This window comes from Halomonas sp. AOP43-A1-21, from assembly GCF_052376775.1.
GTDB classification, from domain to species: domain Bacteria; phylum Pseudomonadota; class Gammaproteobacteria; order Pseudomonadales; family Halomonadaceae; genus Vreelandella; species Vreelandella colorata.
Window position 1 is genome coordinate 58,063 of record NZ_JBQSWC010000014.1, and the last position, 20,379, is coordinate 78,441.

The window sequence follows — 20,379 nt, forward strand, 5'->3', positions numbered from 1 at the left end:
GTGATTTCCTCGTAATCTGTAAAAATTGCTCTCAACCGACAGGCGCGTCTAACCTGCGTGTGTAAATACCACAGCGCCAAAGTATTCCAGAGGGAGAGCAGATAGCGTTTTTTTTAAACACCCGGGCAAGAACTACCCGGGTGTTGTACCGCCTTACTAACCAGCGCCAATGATTAGCAACTGTTAAGCGTTAGCGGCAGTGTTCGCCGTTTAGATTTTGCCAACGAGGTCTAAAGACGGTGCGAGTGTTTCTTCACCTTCTTTCCATTTGGCCGGGCAAACTTCGTTGGGGTTTTCACGAACGTACTGAGCGGCTTTCACTTTGCGCAGCAGTTCTTCAGCGTTACGGCCGATGTTACCGGCGTTGATTTCGACGATCTGAACTTTGCCATCCGGGTCTATAACGAAGGTGCCGCGCTCAGCAAGGCCAGCTTCTTCAATCAGCACTTCAAAGTTGCGTGAAATCTGAAGCGTCGGGTCAGCCAGCATCGGGTACTGCAGCTTGCCGATAGTTTCAGAGCTGTCGTGCCATGCTTTGTGCGTGAAGTGGGTATCGGTGGAGACGCTGTAAATTTCTACGCCCAGCTTTTTGAAAGCGTCGTAGTTATCCGCCAGATCGCCCAGCTCTGTGGGGCAAACAAACGTAAAGTCAGCGGGGTAGAAGAAGAAAATAGACCATTTACCCTTAAGATCAGCTTCGGTGACATCAATGAATTCGCCATTAACATAGGCAGTCGCTTTAAACGGCTTTACTTCGGTGTTGATCAAAGACATTCAGGTTATCTCCGGGTCTGTTGAGTGAGGGTGAAAAGATGTTGCCCATAGTAGGCGCTTTCGAATAATAGCTAAAATTGGAAAATGCCATATGTTCGATAGGCTTCTACTATAATTGCGTCGGTCAGATCAATAGTTGCGCAGGTCAATCTCGCTGCGCTGTTCTTGAAGTGGGGGCAACGCCATTATAATGCAAGAATCTTTCACATTGACTTGCGATAGAGGTCACTGCGTCGCAAAATTCGCACGTTCAGTAGAAAGGCCTACGCTAATGCTAGTGGCTGGCGTCAAGCTAGGTGATATCGTTTTTGAGTAATGAAATGAGGAGCAGGATCATGGGGAACATTCACAAACTTTCAGGGGCCGTTGCGGCCGTTTCTTTTGCCGCAGCGGCGACATTCGCTCACGCCGATGAGGTGAGGGTTTATAACTGGTCAGATTATATTGCCCCTGAAACGCTTGCGAAATTTACTGAGCGCACGGGTATTGATGTTACCTATGATGTTTATGACAGCAACGAGACGCTCGACGCTGCTCTGTTAGCGGGCCGTTCGGGTTATGATGTGGTAGTGCCTTCAACGCACTTTTTTACCCGTCAACGCCAAGCCGGTGTGTACCAGGCGCTGGACAAAGAACAGCTGCCTAATCTGGAAAACCTGAATACCGAGTTAACCGATAATCTTGAAGCTATTGATCCCGATGGCGAATACTCTGTGCCTTATATGTGGGGTACCAACGGGTTTGGATATAACGTTGAGCGTATTCAAGAAATTCTTGGCGATGATGCACCGGTAGATAGCTGGGCAATGCTGTTTGATCCGGAAATTACCTCCGCCTTGAATGAGGCAGGTTGCGGCATTTCGATGCTGGATACCGGCGAAGAAATGATTCCTGCCGCGATGGCTTACCTGGGCCTGGACCCGCTGAGTCAAAAGACCGAAGACCTTGAAGCGGGTGGCGAGGTGATTGCGGCTATTCGTGATAATGTTACCTACTTCCACTCTTCACGCTACGTATCCGACCTTGCCAATGGCAATATCTGTGTCGCGGGCGGTTATTCTGGCGATGTTTTCCAGGCTGCTGAGCGGGCTGAAGAAGCGGGACGGGATTTTGAAATTGCCTATAGCATTCCCAAAGAAGGCGCTGCCTTGTGGTTTGACGTGATGGCTATCCCAGCCGATGCGCCCAACGTAGAGAACGCCCACGCCTTTATCAATTTTATTTTAGACCCCGAAATTGCCGCTGAAATTACGGACTTCGTAAGCTACGCCAATCCTAACGCAGCGGCTGATGCTTACCTGCCAGAAGAAATTCTGAATAACCCAGCGGTTTACCCGGAAACCGAGGTCATGAAGAACCTGTACGTGGCCATTGATATGCCGCAGCCGGTACAGCGCATTCGTACGCGTATCTGGAACCGTGTAAAGTCTGGCCGTTAATCAAACCTCATCCGACAGCGAGTCAGGCCTATGCGCCTGGCTCGCTGTTCATCTTTTAATGCCCGGCTTTCCGGGCCTTTTGATGGGAGTGGCGAATGGTCACTACGCCCCTATCGAACGAACCGTTAACGGATTCCTCGGTCGCTTCATCAGTACAGCGCCCTCAGGGGAAACACCACGGTTTGCAGAAGACATCGTGCTTGAGGTTAAGGGCTTATGTAAGCGCTTTGACGATGCCTTGGCGGTAGATAACGTAAATTTACAGGTAAAGCGCGGCGAAATTTTTGCGCTTTTAGGCGGGTCTGGATCGGGTAAGTCGACGCTTTTGCGTATGCTGGCTGGGTTTGAAACCCCCACGGAAGGAAGTATTTTGCTCGGCGGTAACGATATTACGGCGGTGCCGCCTTACAAGCGCCCGATTAATATGATGTTTCAGTCCTATGCGTTATTTCCGCATATGACCGTGGCACAAAATATCGCATTCGGGCTAAAGCAGGACAAGCTTGCCAAAGCTGAGGTGGAAGCGCGTGTTGCCCAGATGCTGAAACTGGTGCATATGGAGCGCTTTGCCAAACGCAAACCACATCAGCTTTCAGGCGGCCAGCGCCAGCGGGTGGCACTGGCGCGCTCCCTGGCCAAGCGCCCAAAACTGCTGCTGCTTGACGAGCCCATGGGCGCGTTGGATAAAAAGCTGCGTACCGAAATGCAGCTGGAAGTGGTCGAGATTATTGAGCAGGTAGGCGTGACCTGCATTATGGTGACCCACGATCAGGAAGAGGCCATGACCATGGCCGACCGCGTGGCCATTATGGCCGATGGTTGGATCGAGCAGGTCGGCTCGCCCGTGGATGTTTACGAAAGCCCGGCTAGCCGCATGGTGGCGGAATTCGTGGGAACGGTGAATCTGTTTGAAGGCGAGATTGTGGAAGACGCCGCCGATCATTGCCAGATTGTATCTCCTGATCTTGAACGCCCTATCTATATCGATCACGGGATTACTACCCAGGCAGTTGACCGGCGAGTATGGGCGGCACTGCGTCCTGAAAAAATCTGGCTGACCCGGGAAAAACCCACGGGCGACTATAACTGGGCTGAAGGTAAAGTTGATGATATTGCCTACCTGGGCGGTTTTTCGCTTTACTACGTACGCACGACCAAAGGCCAGTTGATCAAGGTCAGTATGGCGAATACCGAACGGCGGGGTGATCGGCCAACCTGGGAAGACAGCGTGTATGTCTACTGGGAAGATCACAGTGCCATCGTGTTGAACCGCTGATGCTGCCTACTCTGGCTATTAGGAGATTGCTTTAGATGATGCCATCTCAGGTTGTCGCTCTGCTTAAGCGTTGTCAGCTTGGGCGCCGAGCGGTCATTGCCTTTCCGCTTGTATGGCTTTTGCTGTTCTTTTTGCTGCCTTTTGCTCTGGTATTGAAGATCAGCTTGTCCCAGGGAGCTGTGGCGATTCCCCCTTACGGGCCGCTGCTTGAATATGCCGACCAAACGCTGCATGTCTTTTTAAACCTGGGTAACTACCTTTTCCTGCTTTCCGATTCGCTCTATGTAGCCGCGTATTGGGGATCAGTGAAAACGGCGTTTATTGCAACCGTCGCCTGTCTGCTGCTGGGCTATCCCATGGCCTATGCCATGGCGCGCGCGCCGGCACGCTGGCAGCTTATTTTGCTGCTTTTGGTGATGCTGCCTTCCTGGACATCTTTCCTGATCCGGGTCTACGCCTGGATGGGTATCTTGAGCAACAGCGGGTTAATCAATAATCTGCTGATAGGTCTTGGCCTGATTGACACGCCGCTACGTATGATGAATACGCAGTTTGCTGTCGTGATTGGCATTGTCTACGCCTATTTACCCTTTATGGTACTGCCCCTTTATGCTCACCTGACCCGGCTGGATAACTCGCTTCTGGAAGCGGCCTCTGACCTTGGGTCACGCAAGATCAACACGTTTATCAAGGTGACATTGCCCCTTTCAATGGGCGGCATTATCGCAGGCTCCATGCTGGTGTTTATTCCCGCAGTGGGGGAGTTTGTTATCCCTGAGCTGCTGGGTGGGCCGGATACGCTGATGATCGGCAAGGTATTGTGGGAAGAGTTTTTCCTTAACCGCGATTGGCCCGTGGCCTCGGCGCTGGCAATGGTCATGTTGCTAATGCTGCTTATACCGATTGTTTGGTTTCATCGTTATCAGTCTCGGGAGCTTGAAGAATGAGTACAGTCCGTCGGCGTCCGCATTTTTCAACGGTAATGCTGATAGTGGGCTTGCTGTTTCTTTACCTCCCAATGGCAGTGTTGGTGGTGTACTCCTTCAACTCCTCACGGCTGGTTACCGTATGGGCAGGATTTTCGACACAGTGGTACGGCGCACTGTTTCAGGATCAACAGATTCTTTCAGCGGTATGGACGAGCCTGAAAATCGCGTTTTTTGCCGCGAGCATGGCGGTGTGCTTAGGCACGGTGGCTGCTTTTGTCATGACCCGGTTTGGCCATTTTCGTGGTAAAACGGCGCTTTCCAGCATGGTGACCGCACCGTTGGTGATGCCTGAAGTGATCACCGGGCTGTCCCTGTTATTGCTGTTTGTCCAGATGGCACAGCTGACAGGTTGGCCCGCCGACCGGGGTGAGGGCACTATCTGGATTGCGCACACTACCTTCTGTAGTGCTTACGTTGCCGTGGTGGTCGCCGCGCGGCTGCGCGAATTGGATAGCTCCATTGAAGAAGCCGCGATGGACTTGGGCTCGCCGCCGTTAAAAACATTCTTTTTTGTAACACTGCCCATTATTGCACCTGCACTGGCGGCCGGCTGGCTGCTTGCTTTTACGCTGTCTCTGGATGACCTGGTAATTGCAAGTTTTGTCTCTGGGCCCGGTGCGAACACGCTGCCCATGGTCGTGTTTTCATCGGTGCGCATGGGCGTGTCGCCTAAAATTAACGCCCTGGCAACGCTGATTATCTTGACCGTATCGCTGGCCACGTTTGTGGCCTGGTACATGATGCGGCGTAACGAACGGCGCCAAATCACCCAGCGCCAAGAAGACGCCGCATAGCGCTAAAAAGCATTGTTTTTCAAAACAGGGCCATCAAAAAACATCGTCATCACGGCCGGTGAGCACGGCTTCAAGCTCACCAGTCATGGGTGAGATGATAATTTCCAGCTGAATGGGCGCACAGCATTGATGGCAGTCTTCCCAGGTGGCGTGGCTACCTTGGGATGTGTCGATGACAAAGGTCAAAGGGGCATCGCAATAGGGGCAGTGAAAATCGTGGTTCACTAAGGCGTCATCGTGCATAAGAAGCTACCTTTAACAGTTTGAAACTCGACGCTAGTGTAGCAGTCTGGTGCGAAGCCGGGCATCGTGGTGATGAATCAGGTAGGATGTAAACGGTTCTCCACGTACCGTTTTCCACGTGCTATTTCCAAGTGCTATTTTTTAAGTACTATTTTTTAAGTGCTATAGAGAGAAACGATGATGTTACGAAACATGGCAGTAGCGGCCGCTTTGGCCTTCCCGATGGTCGCCTTGGCAGAAACACCCAATGTTACGCCAGGCGAGTGGGAGTTCGTCAGCGTGACCAGTATCAGCGGCGATATGGATATTCCGGATCAAACGGAAACCGAGCGCCAGTGTATTACTCAGGACGACCTGGATGGCGCTGAGTTCGGCTTTATCGAGGAAGAAGAAGGCTGTGAGCTTCTTAACCAGGATATGAACGCCGATGGCCTTGCTTACAGCATGGTATGCCGTGCCGAAGGCGGTGAAGCCACTATCGACGGCGATATGCGCTTTATGGGTGAGCAAATCAACGGTAGCGTAGATATTCTGACGCAATCGCCCATGGGTGAGTTGGCCATGAACACCACGATTGAAGGCGAGCGGGTAGGCGACTGCGAGTAATCTGTACGTACAAGTATTTTGCCTAACGAAAAGGGCGTCTCTTTAAGAGGCGCCCTTTTTTATGCTGCTTTGATAAGCCTCACGGGGTTAGCAGGTCACTGCTCCTCCGTTGCGTCGGCAATTTCCTCTTCAAGCCGACGCTTAACGGCACCCGGCGAGCCGGTATGACGGGCCAGTAAATCATAGGCGACGGGAACCACGAACAGCGTAAACAGCGTGGCCGCGCCAACGCCTGCCATGATCACTGTGCCAATTACTAACCGTGACTCTGAGCCAGGGCCGCTGGAGATGATCAGGGGTATCGCGCCTGCCATGGTGGTAATTGCGGTCATTAAAATAGGCCGAAGGCGGGTAACCGATGCCTCTATGAGCGCTATATGAAACGTTTTGCCTTCATCACGAAGCTGGTTGGCAAACTCCACAATCAAGATACCGTTTTTGGCGGCCAAGCCAATTAGCAGCACCAGGCCGACCTGGCTATAGATATTAAGCGACTGCCCGGTTAGCAGTAGCGCCAGTAAGGCACCGCTCATGGCAAGCGGTACCGTCAGCATAATCACAAACGGGTGGATAAGGCTTTCAAACTGCGCCGCCAGAACCAGAAATACCACGACCGCCCCCAGCACCAGCAGGAAGGTGGTTGCCCCACTTGCCTGCTGAAAGTCACGAGAGGGGCCTGCCACGTTGGTTTGTGCTTCCTCGGGTAGCAGAGTGTCGGCGGTTTCCTGTAGGTAAGTCAGCGCTTCACCGAGCGGATAGCCATCGACCAGATTGGCCTCAATGGTAATCGCCCGAACGCGATCAAAACGGTTTAGCGTACTGGCCCCGGCAAAGTCGGAGAGGGTGACCAGGCTTGCCAGCGGGATTAATTCACCAGAGCGTGCCGAGCGCACCTGTATATTGTCCAGGGCGCGGGGGCTATTTTGGCGACCGCGATCACCTTCGACAATCACATCGTACTCTTCGCCGTCATCTACATAGCGAGTCACATTGCGCCCGCCCAGTAGTACCTCTAGCGTGCGGCCTATTTCAGTGACGGTGACGCCTAAGGCGGCGGCACGTTCGTAATTGATCTCGACGCTAAGCTGGGGTTGAGTCTCGTTGTAGTTACTTTCCAGGGCGGTAAGACGTGGATTATCTTCACGCACATAATCCATCATGGTGGTGCGCCAGCGGGCAAGTTCTTCGTAAGTGCCACCGCCAAGAACAAACTGCACGGGCTTTTGGGTACGCTGCCCAAACCCTTGGCGCATTACCGGGAACGCCTGAACACCGGGTAGCGAACGCAGTAATTCGCGCACGTCATCCATTACCTCCCAAGCGCTACGGCGACTGCCCCAGTCGGTCATGTTAATAATGATGAAACCGCTGTTAAAATTTTCGATATTACCAAAGCCGCGCGGGGCGCGTACCACCACACGCTCAAGCTCACCCGCGTCTATGAAAGGAGTCAGGCGTGTTTCGATTTCATCCATGTAATCCATCATGTAATCGAAGGTGGCCCCTTCAGGGCCATTCACCAGCACAATGAAGTTGCCGCGATCCTCTTGAGGCGTGTACTCATTAGGCAGCTGGGTGGCAAGCCAGGCGGTGGCAGCCATTAGCAAAGCGAAAAGCCCAACCACCAGCCAGCGGCGTGCCAGTAACCATTCAAGTATGTGCTGATAATGTTGCTGAGTGCCGTTAAGTAGCCGCTGTACGCCTCGGCCAATAGCGCTATCGTGCATGCCTGGCTTCAGAATCTTGGATGCCATCATGGGGGTTAGCGTAAGGGCGAGTAGTGTCGAGAAGACAACGGCGGATGCCATGGTAAGCGCAAACTCGGAGAACAGGCGGCCGATATCGCCCTGCAGCATGCTCAATGGCACAAATACCGCGACCAGCACGAGAGTGGTAGCGATAACCGCAAAGGCAATTTGTCGCGTGCCTCTAAAGGCCGCCACCAGCGGCGTTTCACCGTAGTCGTGCATCCGGCGATTGATATTTTCCAGTACCACGATAGCGTCATCGACAATCAACCCAATCGCCAGAACTAAGGCGAGCAAGGTAAGCAGGTTGATTGAAAAGTTCATGGCGGCAAGCGCGATAAACGCACCGATAACGGCGATTGGCACGGTAACGGCAGGCACTAGCGTGGTGCGTAAATTCCCCAGGAACAAAAAGATAACGATGACCACCAGGCCCATGGCGATAAACAGGGTCATTACCACCTGTTCAATCGCCCCGGAAACAAACACAGATGCGTCGTAGTTCAGGGTAAGCGTCATACCCTCCGGTAGCGTATCCTGAAGGCGTTCAAGCTCACGCTGAACGGCGCTGGAAAGCTCGATGACATTCGCCGTCGACTGCATGATCATACCCAGCCCGACCATCGGAATGCCATTGGCTCTAAACACCGAGCGATCTTCGACCGAGCCGACTTCTACCCGCGCGACATCCGCCAGACGTACCAAGTAGCCGTTATCGCCTTGAGTAAGTGATAGGCGTTTAAAGTCATCGGCGGTTGCGAAGCTGCGCGGTAGGCGAACGATGAACTGGCGGTCTTGCGATTCGATCGAGCCTGCTGGTAGCTCAACGTTTTCTGCGCGGAGCGCATCCTCAATATCACCCACGGTCAAGCCCCGGGCAGCAAGCGCGTTACGGTCAAGCCATACACGCATGGCGTAGTCTCGGCCACCGCCGACGCGAACACGGGCGACCCCCGGCTGAACAGATAGGCTATCGACCAGAAAGCGGTTGGCGTAATCGGTAAGCTCGGTAATTGAGTAGTCGGCGCCTGAAAGGCTCAGCCATACGACAATTTCCTCACTGCTGTCCGCCTTGGTGACTTCCGGGGTGTCGGCATCGTCTGGCAGGTTACGCAAGGCGCCTGAGATGCGATCCCGAATATCGTTCGCGGCAGCGTCGATATCCATTTCAATGCCAAATTCGATTTCAACGCGTGAGCGGCCGTCCTCGCTTTGTGAGGTAATTAGCTCGATGCCCTCGACGCCAGCAATTCGATCTTCCAACACCTGAGTAATCCGCGTTTCGACCACATTGGCGGCGGCCCCGGGGTAGCGAGTATCAATACTGACAATCGGAGGATCTACAGTAGGGTATTCCTGCAGTGGAAGCCGGTTAAGCGCGAGTAAACCAAAAGCGATAATCAGCGCGGCAATCACCATGGCGAGCACGGGCCGCTGAACGGAAATATCGGATAGGCGCATTAGCGATCAGCCTCCAGCAAGGCGCGGATATCCGTTTCACCATCCATGATGCCTAACAGGCGTACTTCGAGGCCGTCTCTTGCCAGCTGCAGGCCATGTACGACCACTAGATCGCCTGCGTTAATACCTTCGAGAATTTCGACCTGGCCATAGCGCCGCTCGCCAATCACGACCTCGTGTCTTTCAAGGCGTGGGGCATCACCGCTTTGGTCGATCAGCATTACATAGTGCTGGTCACCACTGGGTTCGAGTGCCGCTTCCGGCAATACCACCGCATCCCGTACGCGCTGCTGAACGATTACTTCCATCAGCATCCCTGGGCGCAGGCGCATGCCTGGGTTTTCCAGCACGGCGCGAACGCTGACGCTTCGCGAGACAGGATCAATGCGCGTCCCGATGCTGGCGATTTCTCCGCTAAATACTTCATCAGGGTAGGCCGCCGTAGTGGCGCTTAGTGTAAGCCCCTTTGAAAGGCGTCCTAGAAAGCTTTCGGGAACGCTAAAGTCGAGCTTCATGACGTCGAGCTTATCGAGCGTGGCAAGCTCCATGCCGGGTGTGACCAGCGTGCCCGTGCTGATGTTACGAAAGCCCGCCCGACCGCTAAACGGGGCTTTAATCTGGTAATTGGTAAGGCGAGCTTCAAGCGCCTGGATATCAGCCTGTGTTTGGCGAAGCTGTGCTTGAAAGTCTTCTACATCCGCGCGGGCGGCCAGATTGCGATCCTGCAGTTGGGTGGCGCGGCCAAGCGCGTTACGCCGCTCGTCACTTATGGCCTGCGCGGAACGCAGTAAAGCTTGTTCTTCGGTATCTTCCAAGCGTACCAGCAGCCGCCCCTGTTCGACCTGTTCGCCATCTTTAAAGTTAATTTCGGCAACAATCTCGGTTACCGTGGCCGATAGCGTAACGCTTTCATCGGCACGCAGGGTGCCCAATGCTTCTAGCGGGTCGGACCAGGTGGTTGCTTCAGCACGGCTGCCAATAACGGGAAGCGCTGCCTGCCCGGATGTTTGTGCCAGCGTGGGCCCGGAAAAAACCACAATGAATGACAAAAGCAAAAACGGTCGGACATACGCGGACATAAGCTTCTCAGTATTAGGCTTGGAGGCGGTTTGTTAACCCAGGAAAGGTTGGCCTTCCCATCGGGTGTGCGTCTGATGACGCCTTCTATGCTCTCCAGCAGCTATTAAAATACGGTCTTGGTTAGCGTTTTTGTAAGGTGCAATGAAGCGTGAAGAAAAATTTTATTACTGCCTTGAGCTGTTAAAATGCGGTTTTTTACACCCTCCCAAGAGCTATTTTCTATGGTTTATGATGTCGTGGTTATCGGCGCCGGTGCGGCTGGCTTAATGTGTGCGGCACAGGCCGGTTACGCAGGCCGACGTGTGCTGGTAATTGACCACGCCAACAAAGCAGGTAAAAAGATACTCATGTCAGGTGGGGGCCGCTGCAACTTTACCAATCTTGGCACGACACCTCAGCATTTTTACTCTGAAAATCCGTATTTTTGTATTTCTGCGCTAAAACGTTACCGCCCCGAACACTTTGTGGAGCTGGTTGACCGGCATGGCGTGGAGTACGTTGAGAAAGCGCCCGGCCAACTATTTTGTGCAACGTCTGCCAAAGAAATCGTACGTGTATTATGGACTGAATGTGAGTGGGCAGGCGTTGAAGTAAAGCTTAATACCCAGATCACGAAGGTCGTGAGGCAAGGCGAGGGTATGCGTCTTTCTACCTCAATCGGGGTTATTGATGCTGGGGTAGTGGTAGTGGCAAGCGGTGGTTTATCCATACCGACCATGGGCGCCACCGGGTTTGGTTATGAGCTTGCCCGCCAGTTTGGTCTGGAGGTATTGCCTACTCGAGCAGGGCTGGTGCCATTTACCTTGAGTGATTTCTGGAAAGACCGCAGTGCAAAGCTTTCAGGGGTCAGTTTGCCTGTGGCGGTTAGCTGTGCCGGGCGGCGTTTTGTCGAGCCCATGCTGTTTACCCATCGCGGGCTGTCGGGGCCTTCCATGCTGCAAATATCCAGCGTATGGCAGCCAGGTTCGCCCATTGAAATTGATCTACTAGCGAATGAAAATGCCGCGGATTCGCTACGCGAGGCACGTAAGATAACCCCTAAGCGTCAACTCTCGACCTGGTTAGGCGAGCGTTTCCCCAAACGATTTGCCCAGGCGCTCCTGGAGTGGTATCCCGACTCAAACCAGCTCAAGCCATTAGCCCAATACAGCAATGATGAGTTGGATCAATGGGCCGGTCGGCTTAATCAATGGCAGCTCAAGCCCGCAGGAACAGAAGGGTGGCGTACCGCTGAGGTGACTATGGGGGGAGTCAATACGGATGCGATATCATCTAAAACGTTTGAGGTAAAAGATCTGCCTCAACTGCGTTTTATAGGGGAAGTGCTGGACGTGACCGGTGAGCTTGGCGGGTATAACTTTCAATGGGCGTGGGCGAGTGGGGTTGCCTGTGGTCAAGCTTGCTAAATCGCATGATGCGACCTTGCAAGCTTAGTTAGAACGGTACTGGCAGTAACAAACTTAGGCAATGACGCACCTAGATAGTAACGGATGCAGCTGTCGGCAAGCTTAGGTGGCAATTTTTGCCAGGAGTTTTAGCTTGCGAAACAGCATGTAGCCCGCAAGCCCTTTTCTGCCAGCCGCCATTATTCCACCTGGGCGTCGTACGAGCTTATATGCCAGTAGGCCACCCGCCGCATACAATGGCAGTTTAATACTGCGCCAGCTTTGATCGAGCGGCGATGCCGAGCGCTGCAGATATTCGCTACATACTAAAATATCTACACGCTGCTGCTCTAACTGAGCCAGCAACGCCGCTTTACGTTCAGCACGGCTGGGCGGATTAACGCTCTTGTCGGTTTGCTTCATCTCCGTTCACCTCAAGCAGAGCACGATCGGCCGCTAGCTGTTTAAGCGTTTCTTTTAGCAGCGTATGGCGCTTGGCCTGACGAACACCAATGGCTGCCAGCAAAAAGCTAGCCGCTAACAGTACGCCTGCGCTTCCACCAATCGCCAATAGTCGGTAAGAGTCCCAAAAGATCACTACGATAAGAGCCGTTAATGTAGCAACGCCCAATAGCAGTAGCAGTAAGCTGGCACCCAATAAAAGAAACAGCGTGAACAGGCGGGCGCGCTCTTCTTCAAGCTCTAAAACCGCCAAACGCAAGCGGGTTTCACTGTTCGCAACCAGTGACTTCAGCAAGCGTTTGGCGGCAGAGAATACGCGTTGGGTTGGACCCAAAGACATTAGCGGCGTCCGAGCAGCATACCTACCAATACACCTACAGCGGTGCCGATACCGATGCTAGACCACGGGTTTTCATGCACGTAGCGGTCACAGCAATCTACTTGTTGTGAAATCGTTTCACGGGTGTCGTCATAGATACGCTCACCGCGTGCTTCAAGGCGCGCACGTGCAGTTTTAAGACGTCCCTCTGCACGAGTACGAAGATCGTGCATTTCACTGCTGGCGTCTTTTGACGTGGCTTTAACCAGCTCTTCTACCGTGTCGCTTAAATGACGCAGATCTTCTTTCCATTGATCAGCGCTGTTATCAGTACCAAATTGACGCTTAGCCATTTTGTCTTCCTTTGACGAATGAATTATTTAACCTATATCAGCATAGCAGCCGACACATGATAGACAAGCTCGTTTTGCTAACGGTTCAATCCAGTGGCACTAAATAATGGGTTTAAGCTAAAACCAATGCTTAGGCGATGAACGCGGTTGTCGTAATCAATCATGCTTTCACCGTAGCCATAGTAATACTGCACGTGGGCTCGCAAATTGTTAAACGTGGGCCAGCTATAGTCGATCTGAGTACCATGATGCCCTGCGCTGGGGTTGCCTCGCCATTGGCCACTGATTTCATGATTGTTCTCAAGCCGCTTAGCAAGCCGAATATCGCCGTAACCCATATACCGCTCGATATCGGGATTATCGTCATCGCTTTCTGATTCTGGCACACGCCAATGGGGAGCTAATGTCAACGCCCAATCGCCGCGCTGAAAAATGCTTTCCAAATAGACGCGATTCCAGCTTCGCGAAAGTGGGTCAGAGCGACCGTTGGACTGATGGTTAAAGGACACTCGATTGCGCGTATTGACCCATCCTAAAGCGCTCCAGGCATTATCGAAGTCGATAAATATTTCGGGCTCGTAGTTGGTTTCCCGAAACGGTGAAGAGGCATCGGTATTGTATGCCTGCCACCAGCTGCGCTGGGTATAGCCGAAGTAGACATCTCCCACACGACCGAAAATATCTTCCGCTAAATTTACCTTAACGCTGAGCTGAAACTTGACTTCGTTACTATCAGGCCCGGCATCAGTGGTGACATTGCGAAAATTCTCATTGTTTTGCTTGGCATTGTAACTAACCGGGAATAAGTAGTTAGTGCGATGCGTGGTAATAGAGAAGGGATTTCGAGTGGACTCTTGCTCCAATTGACGGCGTTCAATGAGATCCTCACGCGCCTGTTCCACAGGCAGCGTTTCATCAGCCACATCGGCTGATGACTCATCAGACGCGTGCATTTGCTGCAACTGCTGGTTAAGTTGATAGCGCTCATTATCAAGCGCACGGATACGTGCTTCAATTTCTTCTTTCGATTCTGCTAATGCGGCGTTACCGAGCATTTCGGCGCTTAGCAATACCGTTAGACCGACCAACATCAGTTTTCGGATGACCATCTAGGTGGCTCGCAAATAGGGGAGAACAATTATCAAGGTTGTTTCTATACACGCGGAGGGTGTAAGTCAACTCCTCTTCATTGCGCTTATCCTTAGAACGCCTGACAATAGCAACTGTTTCCGTATCGGCGGGTTTTAATAATGTCTGTGAGGGCATGATTGACGTGGTGAGATTTGCTGGCAGTTGGCTAGTTAGAAGCCTGTTTTTGCTGTGGGTATTGATGGCTTGCGTTCATGTTCACGCGGCCGATTACCCCCCACTTGACCGGGTACCCCCCCAAAAAGAGCTGGCCGAAAGGCTCGCCGAATTAGATGCGGCTGAAGGCGAACTTACACCCCAACAAGGGCGTGATAAAGATGCACTCGCAGCTGCCTTGCAGGCCTATGAGCGATTAAGCGCGGTTGAAGAGCGGTTGTCGGCATTAACTCAGCGTGTCGAGCAGGCGCCAGAACAGCGGCAGCTCTTGGAGCGCCAACTCAATGACATTAACGATGATAGTCAGCAATTAAGCGTTACCGATTTAACCGACACGCCGCTTGATACGCTCGAAGCGCAGCAGACGGATGCTGTCGTAGAGCTACAACAGTTGCAGAGCCAACTGGCGGAAGTGAATTCGCAGCTTCTTTCTGCTCAAACCCTACCCGAGCGAGCTCAGCAGTCAATTTCTGAAGCGCTTCAGCGCATTGAAGTCTTACGTCGCCAGCACGATGAGCGGGAAGCGCTCCTGGCTGACCGGCAGCTTTCTCCTCTGAACGATGCTCAACTGATCCAGCTACGCCTAGAGCGCGCCTTAGCGGAGCGAGAGGTCACTTATAATCAGCGCGAGTTAAGCGCCAATAGCCGGTTACGTGAGCTGGCGCAGCAGCGGCGTGATCTGCTTTCAATGCAGATCGACCGTCAGGAGCAGCGCTTAAATTTACTACAGGGAGCGATTGATCGGCAGCGCCGTCTGCAGTCGGAACAGGCGATCGCCGATGCCGCCAGGGATGATCCTTTAATTGCCGAAGGGCATCCCGTTGTCTTACGTGCCCAGCAAATTAACCAAGAGCTTAGCTTGGAGCTGCTGCGTGCGACGGATCGTTCCAACAGCATTGTGCGTGAGAATATCGAAGCGCAGCGTCAGTTGGATCATGTGCGTCAGCTGCAGCGCAGTCTTAACGAGCAAATCGATGCTATCCGTGGCAGCCAGTTACTCTCACGGATTCTGCGTGAGCAGCGTCAATCATTGCCATCGATTGTGCCGCGTCGTGATCTTCAGGACGAAATTGCCGACCTGCGACTAAAGCAGTTTGACTTGATTCGCCAGCGCGACCAGTTACGCCAAGGCGAGCGGCTGGCGACCCAGCGCCTGGAAGAGGCTGGACTTGAGGTGACCCCCGGCTTGGTCAGTTCGCTTTCACGGCTTTACCAGTCGCGCCGTGAGCTGGTTGAACAATTAGAGCAATCTTATGGCAGCCTGCTAAGTGCTGCCATTGAGCTGCAGCTTAATCAGCAACAGCTATTGACCACTACCCGAGAGCTGCGTACGACCATCGATGAGCAGTTGTTTTGGGTGGCTAACAGCCGACCGCTGGATCTGAATTGGATGCGCCAACTGCCCCACAACGCGCGCCAGGAGTGGCGAGAAGGCGAGTGGCGAGCCATTTTGCCCAGTCACTGGAAGGGCGTTTCCTGGGAGGTGCTCAGCGGTGCCCCTCTGGTACTGGTAAGCCTGTTATTAGTGGGTTTGCGGCGGCGTATCAAGGCAGGTCTTGCTGCCATTCATTCACAGATTGGTCGCTTAAAAAGCGATACCCAACTGCATACCCCAAAAGCGGTGCTCTTAAACGCGCTGCTCGCGATCCCCGGGCCGCTAGCGCTGGCGGGCGTAGGACTAGGACTTAGCGCAACCCAGGGCGCATTGGCCCATAGCGTTTCACCAGCGTTGCTGCAATTGGCCTTAAGCTGGGCCGTGGTGGCGTGGGGGCGCAGGTTATTAGTGGCTGACGGCGTGGCCGAACGACATTTTACCTGGTCGGCTCATTACAATGCTCGGCTGCGCGAACTGCTGCGTGGGCTAGGGTTAGCATTAGTGCCAGTGGTGGCCATTGCGGCCATGTCAGAACAGATGGAAACCCCATTGGCGATGCGGCCTGTCGCCATGGCGCTGATTACGGTAGGGCTTCTGGCCATGAGCTGGTGGCTAGCCCAGCTGATTTTGTCGCATATACCGTTTTTTGGCGTTCGTCTGTTTCGATTGATGCTGGGGCTTGCCATGGCATCCATACCGCTCGTGTTACTGGGGCTGATGGTATGGGGGTATGAATATACGGCGCTACGCCTGGTGGGCCGCTTTGCCATTACGCTGTACCTGCTGGGGCTATGGATTGTGGTCGAGGCAACGGTGGTGCGCAGCTTGGCCGTTGCCGCCAGGCGGCTTGCCTATCGACGCGCTCTGGCTCGCCGCCGGGCGCAGGTGCAGGAGGGGGCTGAAGGTGGGCTTGAAGTAGTGGAAGAGCCACCGCTGGATATGGAGAAAATCAACAGCCAGTCGCTGCGCCTTTCCAAACTGATTCTGCTGATTGGTTTCAGCGCACTTTTGTACCTGGTGTGGGCAGACCTGTTATCCGTGCTGGGTTATCTGGATCACGTCTCGCTATGGGATGCCGAAGAGGGCGATTTGGTCGGCGATACGCTGTCGATTTCCGATGTGTTTACGGCACTCTTGATTGTGGCCATTACTATTATCATGGCGGGCAACCTGCCGGGACTTTTGGAGGTCATGGTGCTATCTCGCCTGGCGTTAAAGCAGGGTAGCGCCTACGCCATAAGCTCGCTGCTTTCCTATGCAATTGTAGGCACGGGCATTGTGATGGCGCTGGCGACGCTAGGCGTGTCGTGGGATAAACTGCAGTGGCTGGTGGCGGCGCTCAGCGTGGGCTTGGGGTTTGGCTTGCAGGAAATTTTTGCCAACTTCATTTCAGGTTTGATTATTCTTTTCGAGCGCCCTATTCGAATTGGCGACACGATTACGCTTGGCAACCTGCACGGTACCGTAAGCCGTATTCGGATACGCGCCACCACGGTTACAGACTTTGATCGTAAAGAGATCATTATCCCCAATAAGACCTTTGTCACCGATCAGCTGATCAACTGGTCGCTTTCCGATAACATCACTCGGGTGGTGTTGACCTACGGCGTTGCTCACGGCTCTGATTTAGACAAAGTGCATCGACTTTTGCGCCAGGCGGCTGACGAGAACGAGCGGGTGCTGGCTGACCCGGAACCCCAGGTTTTCTGCTTAAGCTATGGCAACCACAGCCTCAATTTTGAGCTGCGCATCTTTGTTAATGACCTGGTGGATCGCTTGTTTGCGGCGGATGAAGTGAACTGCCGGGTGGATCAGCTGTTCCGGGAGGCAGACGTTCGAGTCGCTTTCGAGCAGATGGATGTCTGGCTGCACCGTGACAAGGGGGAAGCCGCCAAGGTGCAGTCGATAAAGCGGCTGCCGCCCGCCACGCTTAGCTAGCCTTGTTTGATGGCGTGAAGAAGAAACTCCCGATTGCCGTCTCCACCGGTGATCGGGCTTTCCTGCCAGTGCTGTACGGCTAACCCGCAGGCGCTGCACGCCGTACGAATTTTCTCCTCAACAACCTTGTAGTCAGCCGCTCGACGAACCACTCCGCGCTTATCAAGCGCTCCTGGGGTTAATTCAAACTGCGGCTTGACCAGGGAAATAAGCTCACCGCCAGGCGGCAGCAGCGCAGCGATTTCAGGCAGGATCAGGGTTTGTGAAATAAACGAAACGTCCATCACCGCGATATCAAGCGGGAGTGTCGCGATAGCTTCTTGGAGCGCTGGGGATGTGCTCATATGCCTGGCATTGAGGCCTTCCAGGCACGTCACCCGCGGGTCTGTGCGAAGTGAATCGACAAGCTGCCCGTGGCCTACTTCAATCCCTATCACCTGACGTGCGCCATAGTGCAGCGCGCAATCGGTAAAGCCCCCTGTTGACTGGCCAACGTCCAGCACGACTAACCCATCAAGGCGTTTATTTAAAACGTTCAGTACGCTTTCAAGCTTTAAACCGGCGCGCGAGACGTAGCGCTCTTCCGGGTCATCATCGACCTGTAAGCGCGTCTCTATCGGCCATTTTTCTGAAGGTTTGATCAGCGCATGCGGGTGCGCCTCAAGGCGAACACGGCCATGGCGAATAAGTCGCTGGGCACGGGTACGCGAACTGGCAAGCCCCTGGCTAACCAGCAGTTGATCGAGTCGTAACATAGAAGACATGGGTTAATTAAGCGCGGTTATGGCTGATTAATTGACGAGTGGGCGCCTTCATTGGCCTGTAGCTCGGTGTCTGGCAAACGAGCGCCCCCCCAGCTGCGATATAGATACTGTTTGACGTCTTCAAGCTCTTCATCGGCTACCGTTGCCAGCTCACCGTGCTCCAGAGGATCAAAGTGATAGATATATAGCCGCGAGGTAAACTGATCAAAGGGCAGAGACGCCTCGCCAAAGCGCTCACCGTGACCGGCAGTGCTCACAACGACGCCATCTCCCCAATCCTGACCGCTGTCATTATTGGGGTTATAGAAATACAGGCGCATTATATCCGATGGATCAAGCGATGCGCGCAGTATTGTGATGGCATGCCAGCCAATGAAGCGGGCGGCGCTATCGGTAATCGCAATACCCGCCGGTTGAGGGTGGATAAGGGGCTGATTGCCATTGTAGAAAGGATGATAGCAGGCATAGAAATGGCGTATAAAAGAATCAATATTCGTCAGTTGCCCTGTGGCAACGTCAACATTGATGCAAAATCCGCGGCCTGACCACCAGCCATGAAACTCAGGGTTCACCCAGCGGTGGGGGTCACCTTCACGGCCAATACAGCGCCTGCCCATTTCCGCATAAATGCGGTCAAGCTGGGGCACCACAATCAGCGAAACGGGGTCTAGATCTATCGGGAGCTCTGTCGCCACCCCCGACTGGCTCTCTTTAGAGGAGATCGGCTGCCCCTCAAAATGTACGATGATTTCATCATCGCGCGCCGCCCAGGCCACCATTTGCAGCAAGTAGTCCGGGTCGTTATACGCCCACATGGAAAGCGCCCTGGCCGACTGACAGGTAGGATTATTGCCCTGGCCTACCCCTAAAGGGAGTCCCAGCATGCATAAAACCCCTTCAAGTAAGCGCGCCCGGGGCGTGGTGAGTTCACCGTAGGCAAGATTTAGACGTGCCTGAGTCCAGTCGGAAAGCGGCAAATTCAGCTGGCGCCACATGGCGGGTGCCACTGGCGGCTGATACAGAATGCCCCGTTCAAGCAGCAGCGCCAAGCCATAGACTGCCTGCGCGGTGGCCGGATAAATGGCGCTACGGATCAGTGCATGAACCAGTTCGCGATAACACAGTAGGCAGTCGCGCCCGGTCGAGGATAGGCCCATCGCTTCGGTGAGTAGATAATCGCCCTCTTCAAGTAGGTGGCGCATTAACACGGCGTGGTAGGGGGACACCAGCCCGGTATCGTGCATGGCGCGGGCGAACCCCGTGGCCTCGGCTTGTAAAGCCGAAGTGTCCATCCGTTCAAGGCGCTCACGATAGATGTCCACGCCTGGGTCTTCACGACAGGCCTGGGTAGGGCCGAAGAGTGAGCTTACTAAGCGATCAGCGCCTTGTCCGCTTGCCCCCAAATCAATATCCGGATTTGCCTGGCATAGCGCAATCTGGGTAATCATCTGCTTGATAGCGTCTACCTGAATAGGTCGCTGCTTCAAGATTCGCCAGATTTCATCGATCAATTGATCAATTACATGCTCATAGCCAATACGTTCGGCAAGATGGCTAAATAGCTGTCGAGTAATCGTCGAGAGCCGCCCTTGAGTTTCCCGCTCGGCTTCACTGGGCGTACCAAATAGCAGCCAGAGATTAATCGCCATGACCTGCGTCAGATAGTGGCGCGCCTGCTCCTGAGAGAGCAGTGAATGCTGATAGCCCCCTTTGGCCACAGCAAGCAAACGTAATTCGCTTAATGCCTCAATAACCACTACGTTGGCGTCGGCACTCTTCAGCGAGAACGTCGTGAGCGTAGGCACTAGATATTGAGGCGTTTCCCAGTCTGAACCTGCAAAAACGCCCGAAGCTTCAATGGCTGCCGCACGCGTTTCAAGCGCTGCACAGCCGCCGGGCTGTAATAACACCCGGCGGGTGGTGTCCAGTACTCGGGGAAGCTTTCCGGGCTTGGAAAAAGCGGGTGCGTCGGCTAGTAGCGCCACCGCTTCGTCTAGTTTGTGCAGCAGCTCGTCAAGCTTGCCGGCGTTTGAAAGCGACTCGATATGAGGCGTCACAATGACTCCTT

General features: G+C 53.8%; 17 protein-coding genes. 7 read left to right on the forward strand and 10 right to left on the reverse strand.

Annotated elements, in window-relative coordinates; translation table 11 throughout:
* Positions 1-210: 210 nt before the first annotated feature.
* The gene (gene ahpC / locus ACT3R7_RS09700) at positions 211-774 is read right to left on the reverse strand and encodes an alkyl hydroperoxide reductase subunit C (protein WP_193091847.1); all 564 of its coding nucleotides are present in this window, start codon (positions 772-774) and stop codon (positions 211-213) included.
* Positions 775-1,109: 335 nt separating this feature from the next.
* Between ahpC and ACT3R7_RS09705 the strand changes: the two genes are divergently transcribed.
* The 4 genes from ACT3R7_RS09705 (at position 1,110) to ACT3R7_RS09720 (ending at position 5,272) form a co-directional block, all read left to right on the forward strand.
* Positions 1,110-2,213 (forward strand): polyamine ABC transporter substrate-binding protein, encoded by a 1,104-nt coding sequence (locus ACT3R7_RS09705; protein WP_018916728.1) that lies wholly within the window; start codon positions 1,110-1,112, stop codon positions 2,211-2,213.
* 193 nt (positions 2,214-2,406) lie between these two features.
* Entirely contained in the window at positions 2,407-3,489 is a 1,083-nt protein-coding gene (locus ACT3R7_RS09710; protein WP_208596469.1) for a polyamine ABC transporter ATP-binding protein, read from the forward strand.
* A gap of 35 nt (positions 3,490-3,524) precedes the next feature.
* A complete protein-coding gene (locus ACT3R7_RS09715) occupies positions 3,525-4,436 on the forward strand; it encodes an ABC transporter permease subunit (protein WP_193091846.1) in 912 nt (303 codons plus the stop codon).
* A complete protein-coding gene (locus tag ACT3R7_RS09720; RefSeq protein WP_193091845.1) occupies positions 4,433-5,272 on the forward strand; it encodes an ABC transporter permease subunit in 840 nt (279 codons plus the stop codon). The genes ACT3R7_RS09715 and ACT3R7_RS09720 overlap by 4 nt, the downstream gene beginning before the upstream one ends.
* 33 nt (positions 5,273-5,305) lie before the next feature.
* On the opposite strand, the gene ACT3R7_RS09725 is transcribed toward ACT3R7_RS09720, so the two are convergent.
* On the reverse strand, positions 5,306-5,515 hold the full coding sequence (locus ACT3R7_RS09725) for a zinc ribbon domain-containing protein (RefSeq protein ID WP_018916732.1): 210 nt from the start codon (positions 5,513-5,515) through the stop codon (positions 5,306-5,308).
* A gap of 177 nt (positions 5,516-5,692) precedes the next feature.
* Between ACT3R7_RS09725 and ACT3R7_RS09730 the strand changes: the two genes are divergently transcribed.
* Complete coding sequence (locus tag ACT3R7_RS09730; RefSeq protein WP_193091844.1) at positions 5,693-6,121, forward strand: DUF3617 domain-containing protein; 429 nt, start codon at positions 5,693-5,695, stop codon at positions 6,119-6,121.
* Positions 6,122-6,216: 95 nt separating this feature from the next.
* On the opposite strand, the gene ACT3R7_RS09735 is transcribed toward ACT3R7_RS09730, so the two are convergent.
* Together ACT3R7_RS09735 and ACT3R7_RS09740 are read right to left on the reverse strand one after the other, a co-directional pair.
* Positions 6,217-9,330, reverse strand: a complete 3,114-nt coding sequence (locus ACT3R7_RS09735; RefSeq protein WP_193091843.1) for an efflux RND transporter permease subunit — start codon at positions 9,328-9,330, stop codon at positions 6,217-6,219.
* Positions 9,330-10,409 carry an efflux RND transporter periplasmic adaptor subunit gene (locus tag ACT3R7_RS09740; RefSeq protein WP_496199023.1) on the reverse strand — a complete coding sequence of 360 codons (1,080 nt, stop codon included), beginning with the start codon at positions 10,407-10,409 and terminating at the stop codon, positions 9,330-9,332. The genes ACT3R7_RS09735 and ACT3R7_RS09740 overlap by 1 nt, the downstream gene beginning before the upstream one ends.
* 222 nt (positions 10,410-10,631) lie before the next feature.
* Between ACT3R7_RS09740 and ACT3R7_RS09745 the strand changes: the two genes are divergently transcribed.
* A complete protein-coding gene (locus tag ACT3R7_RS09745; protein WP_441675921.1) occupies positions 10,632-11,816 on the forward strand; it encodes a BaiN/RdsA family NAD(P)/FAD-dependent oxidoreductase in 1,185 nt (394 codons plus the stop codon).
* Between the two features lie 102 nt (positions 11,817-11,918).
* Here the strand turns inward: ACT3R7_RS09745 and ACT3R7_RS09750 are convergent, their stop codons facing one another.
* From ACT3R7_RS09750 to ACT3R7_RS09765, 4 genes are all read right to left on the reverse strand, one after another.
* The gene (locus ACT3R7_RS09750; RefSeq protein ID WP_192539211.1) at positions 11,919-12,218 is read right to left on the reverse strand and encodes a YqjK family protein; all 300 of its coding nucleotides are present in this window, start codon (positions 12,216-12,218) and stop codon (positions 11,919-11,921) included.
* The gene (locus ACT3R7_RS09755) at positions 12,193-12,597 is read right to left on the reverse strand and encodes a phage holin family protein (protein WP_192539212.1); all 405 of its coding nucleotides are present in this window, start codon (positions 12,595-12,597) and stop codon (positions 12,193-12,195) included. The genes ACT3R7_RS09750 and ACT3R7_RS09755 overlap by 26 nt, the downstream gene beginning before the upstream one ends.
* Entirely contained in the window at positions 12,597-12,929 is a 333-nt protein-coding gene (locus ACT3R7_RS09760; protein ID WP_192539213.1) for an ElaB/YgaM/YqjD family protein, read from the reverse strand. Before ACT3R7_RS09760 ends, ACT3R7_RS09755 begins: the two co-directional genes overlap by 1 nt.
* Positions 12,930-13,006: 77 nt before the next feature.
* A complete protein-coding gene (locus ACT3R7_RS09765) occupies positions 13,007-14,038 on the reverse strand; it encodes a phospholipase A (protein WP_193091840.1) in 1,032 nt (343 codons plus the stop codon).
* Positions 14,039-14,193: 155 nt separating this feature from the next.
* On the opposite strand from ACT3R7_RS09765, the gene mscK reads away from it, so the two are divergent.
* Complete coding sequence (gene mscK / locus ACT3R7_RS09770; protein WP_193091839.1) at positions 14,194-17,547, forward strand: mechanosensitive channel MscK; 3,354 nt, start codon at positions 14,194-14,196, stop codon at positions 17,545-17,547.
* On the opposite strand, the gene ACT3R7_RS09775 is transcribed toward mscK, so the two are convergent.
* Both ACT3R7_RS09775 and ACT3R7_RS09780 read right to left on the reverse strand, forming a co-directional pair.
* Positions 17,544-18,302 carry a TlyA family RNA methyltransferase gene (locus tag ACT3R7_RS09775; RefSeq protein WP_193091860.1) on the reverse strand — a complete coding sequence of 253 codons (759 nt, stop codon included), beginning with the start codon at positions 18,300-18,302 and terminating at the stop codon, positions 17,544-17,546. The genes mscK and ACT3R7_RS09775 overlap by 4 nt on opposite strands.
* Before the next feature lie 26 nt (positions 18,303-18,328).
* Positions 18,329-20,368, reverse strand: coding sequence for a hypothetical protein (locus ACT3R7_RS09780; protein WP_496199024.1), 2,040 nt, complete (start codon positions 20,366-20,368; stop codon positions 18,329-18,331).
* Between the last annotated feature and the right edge of the window lie 11 nt (positions 20,369-20,379).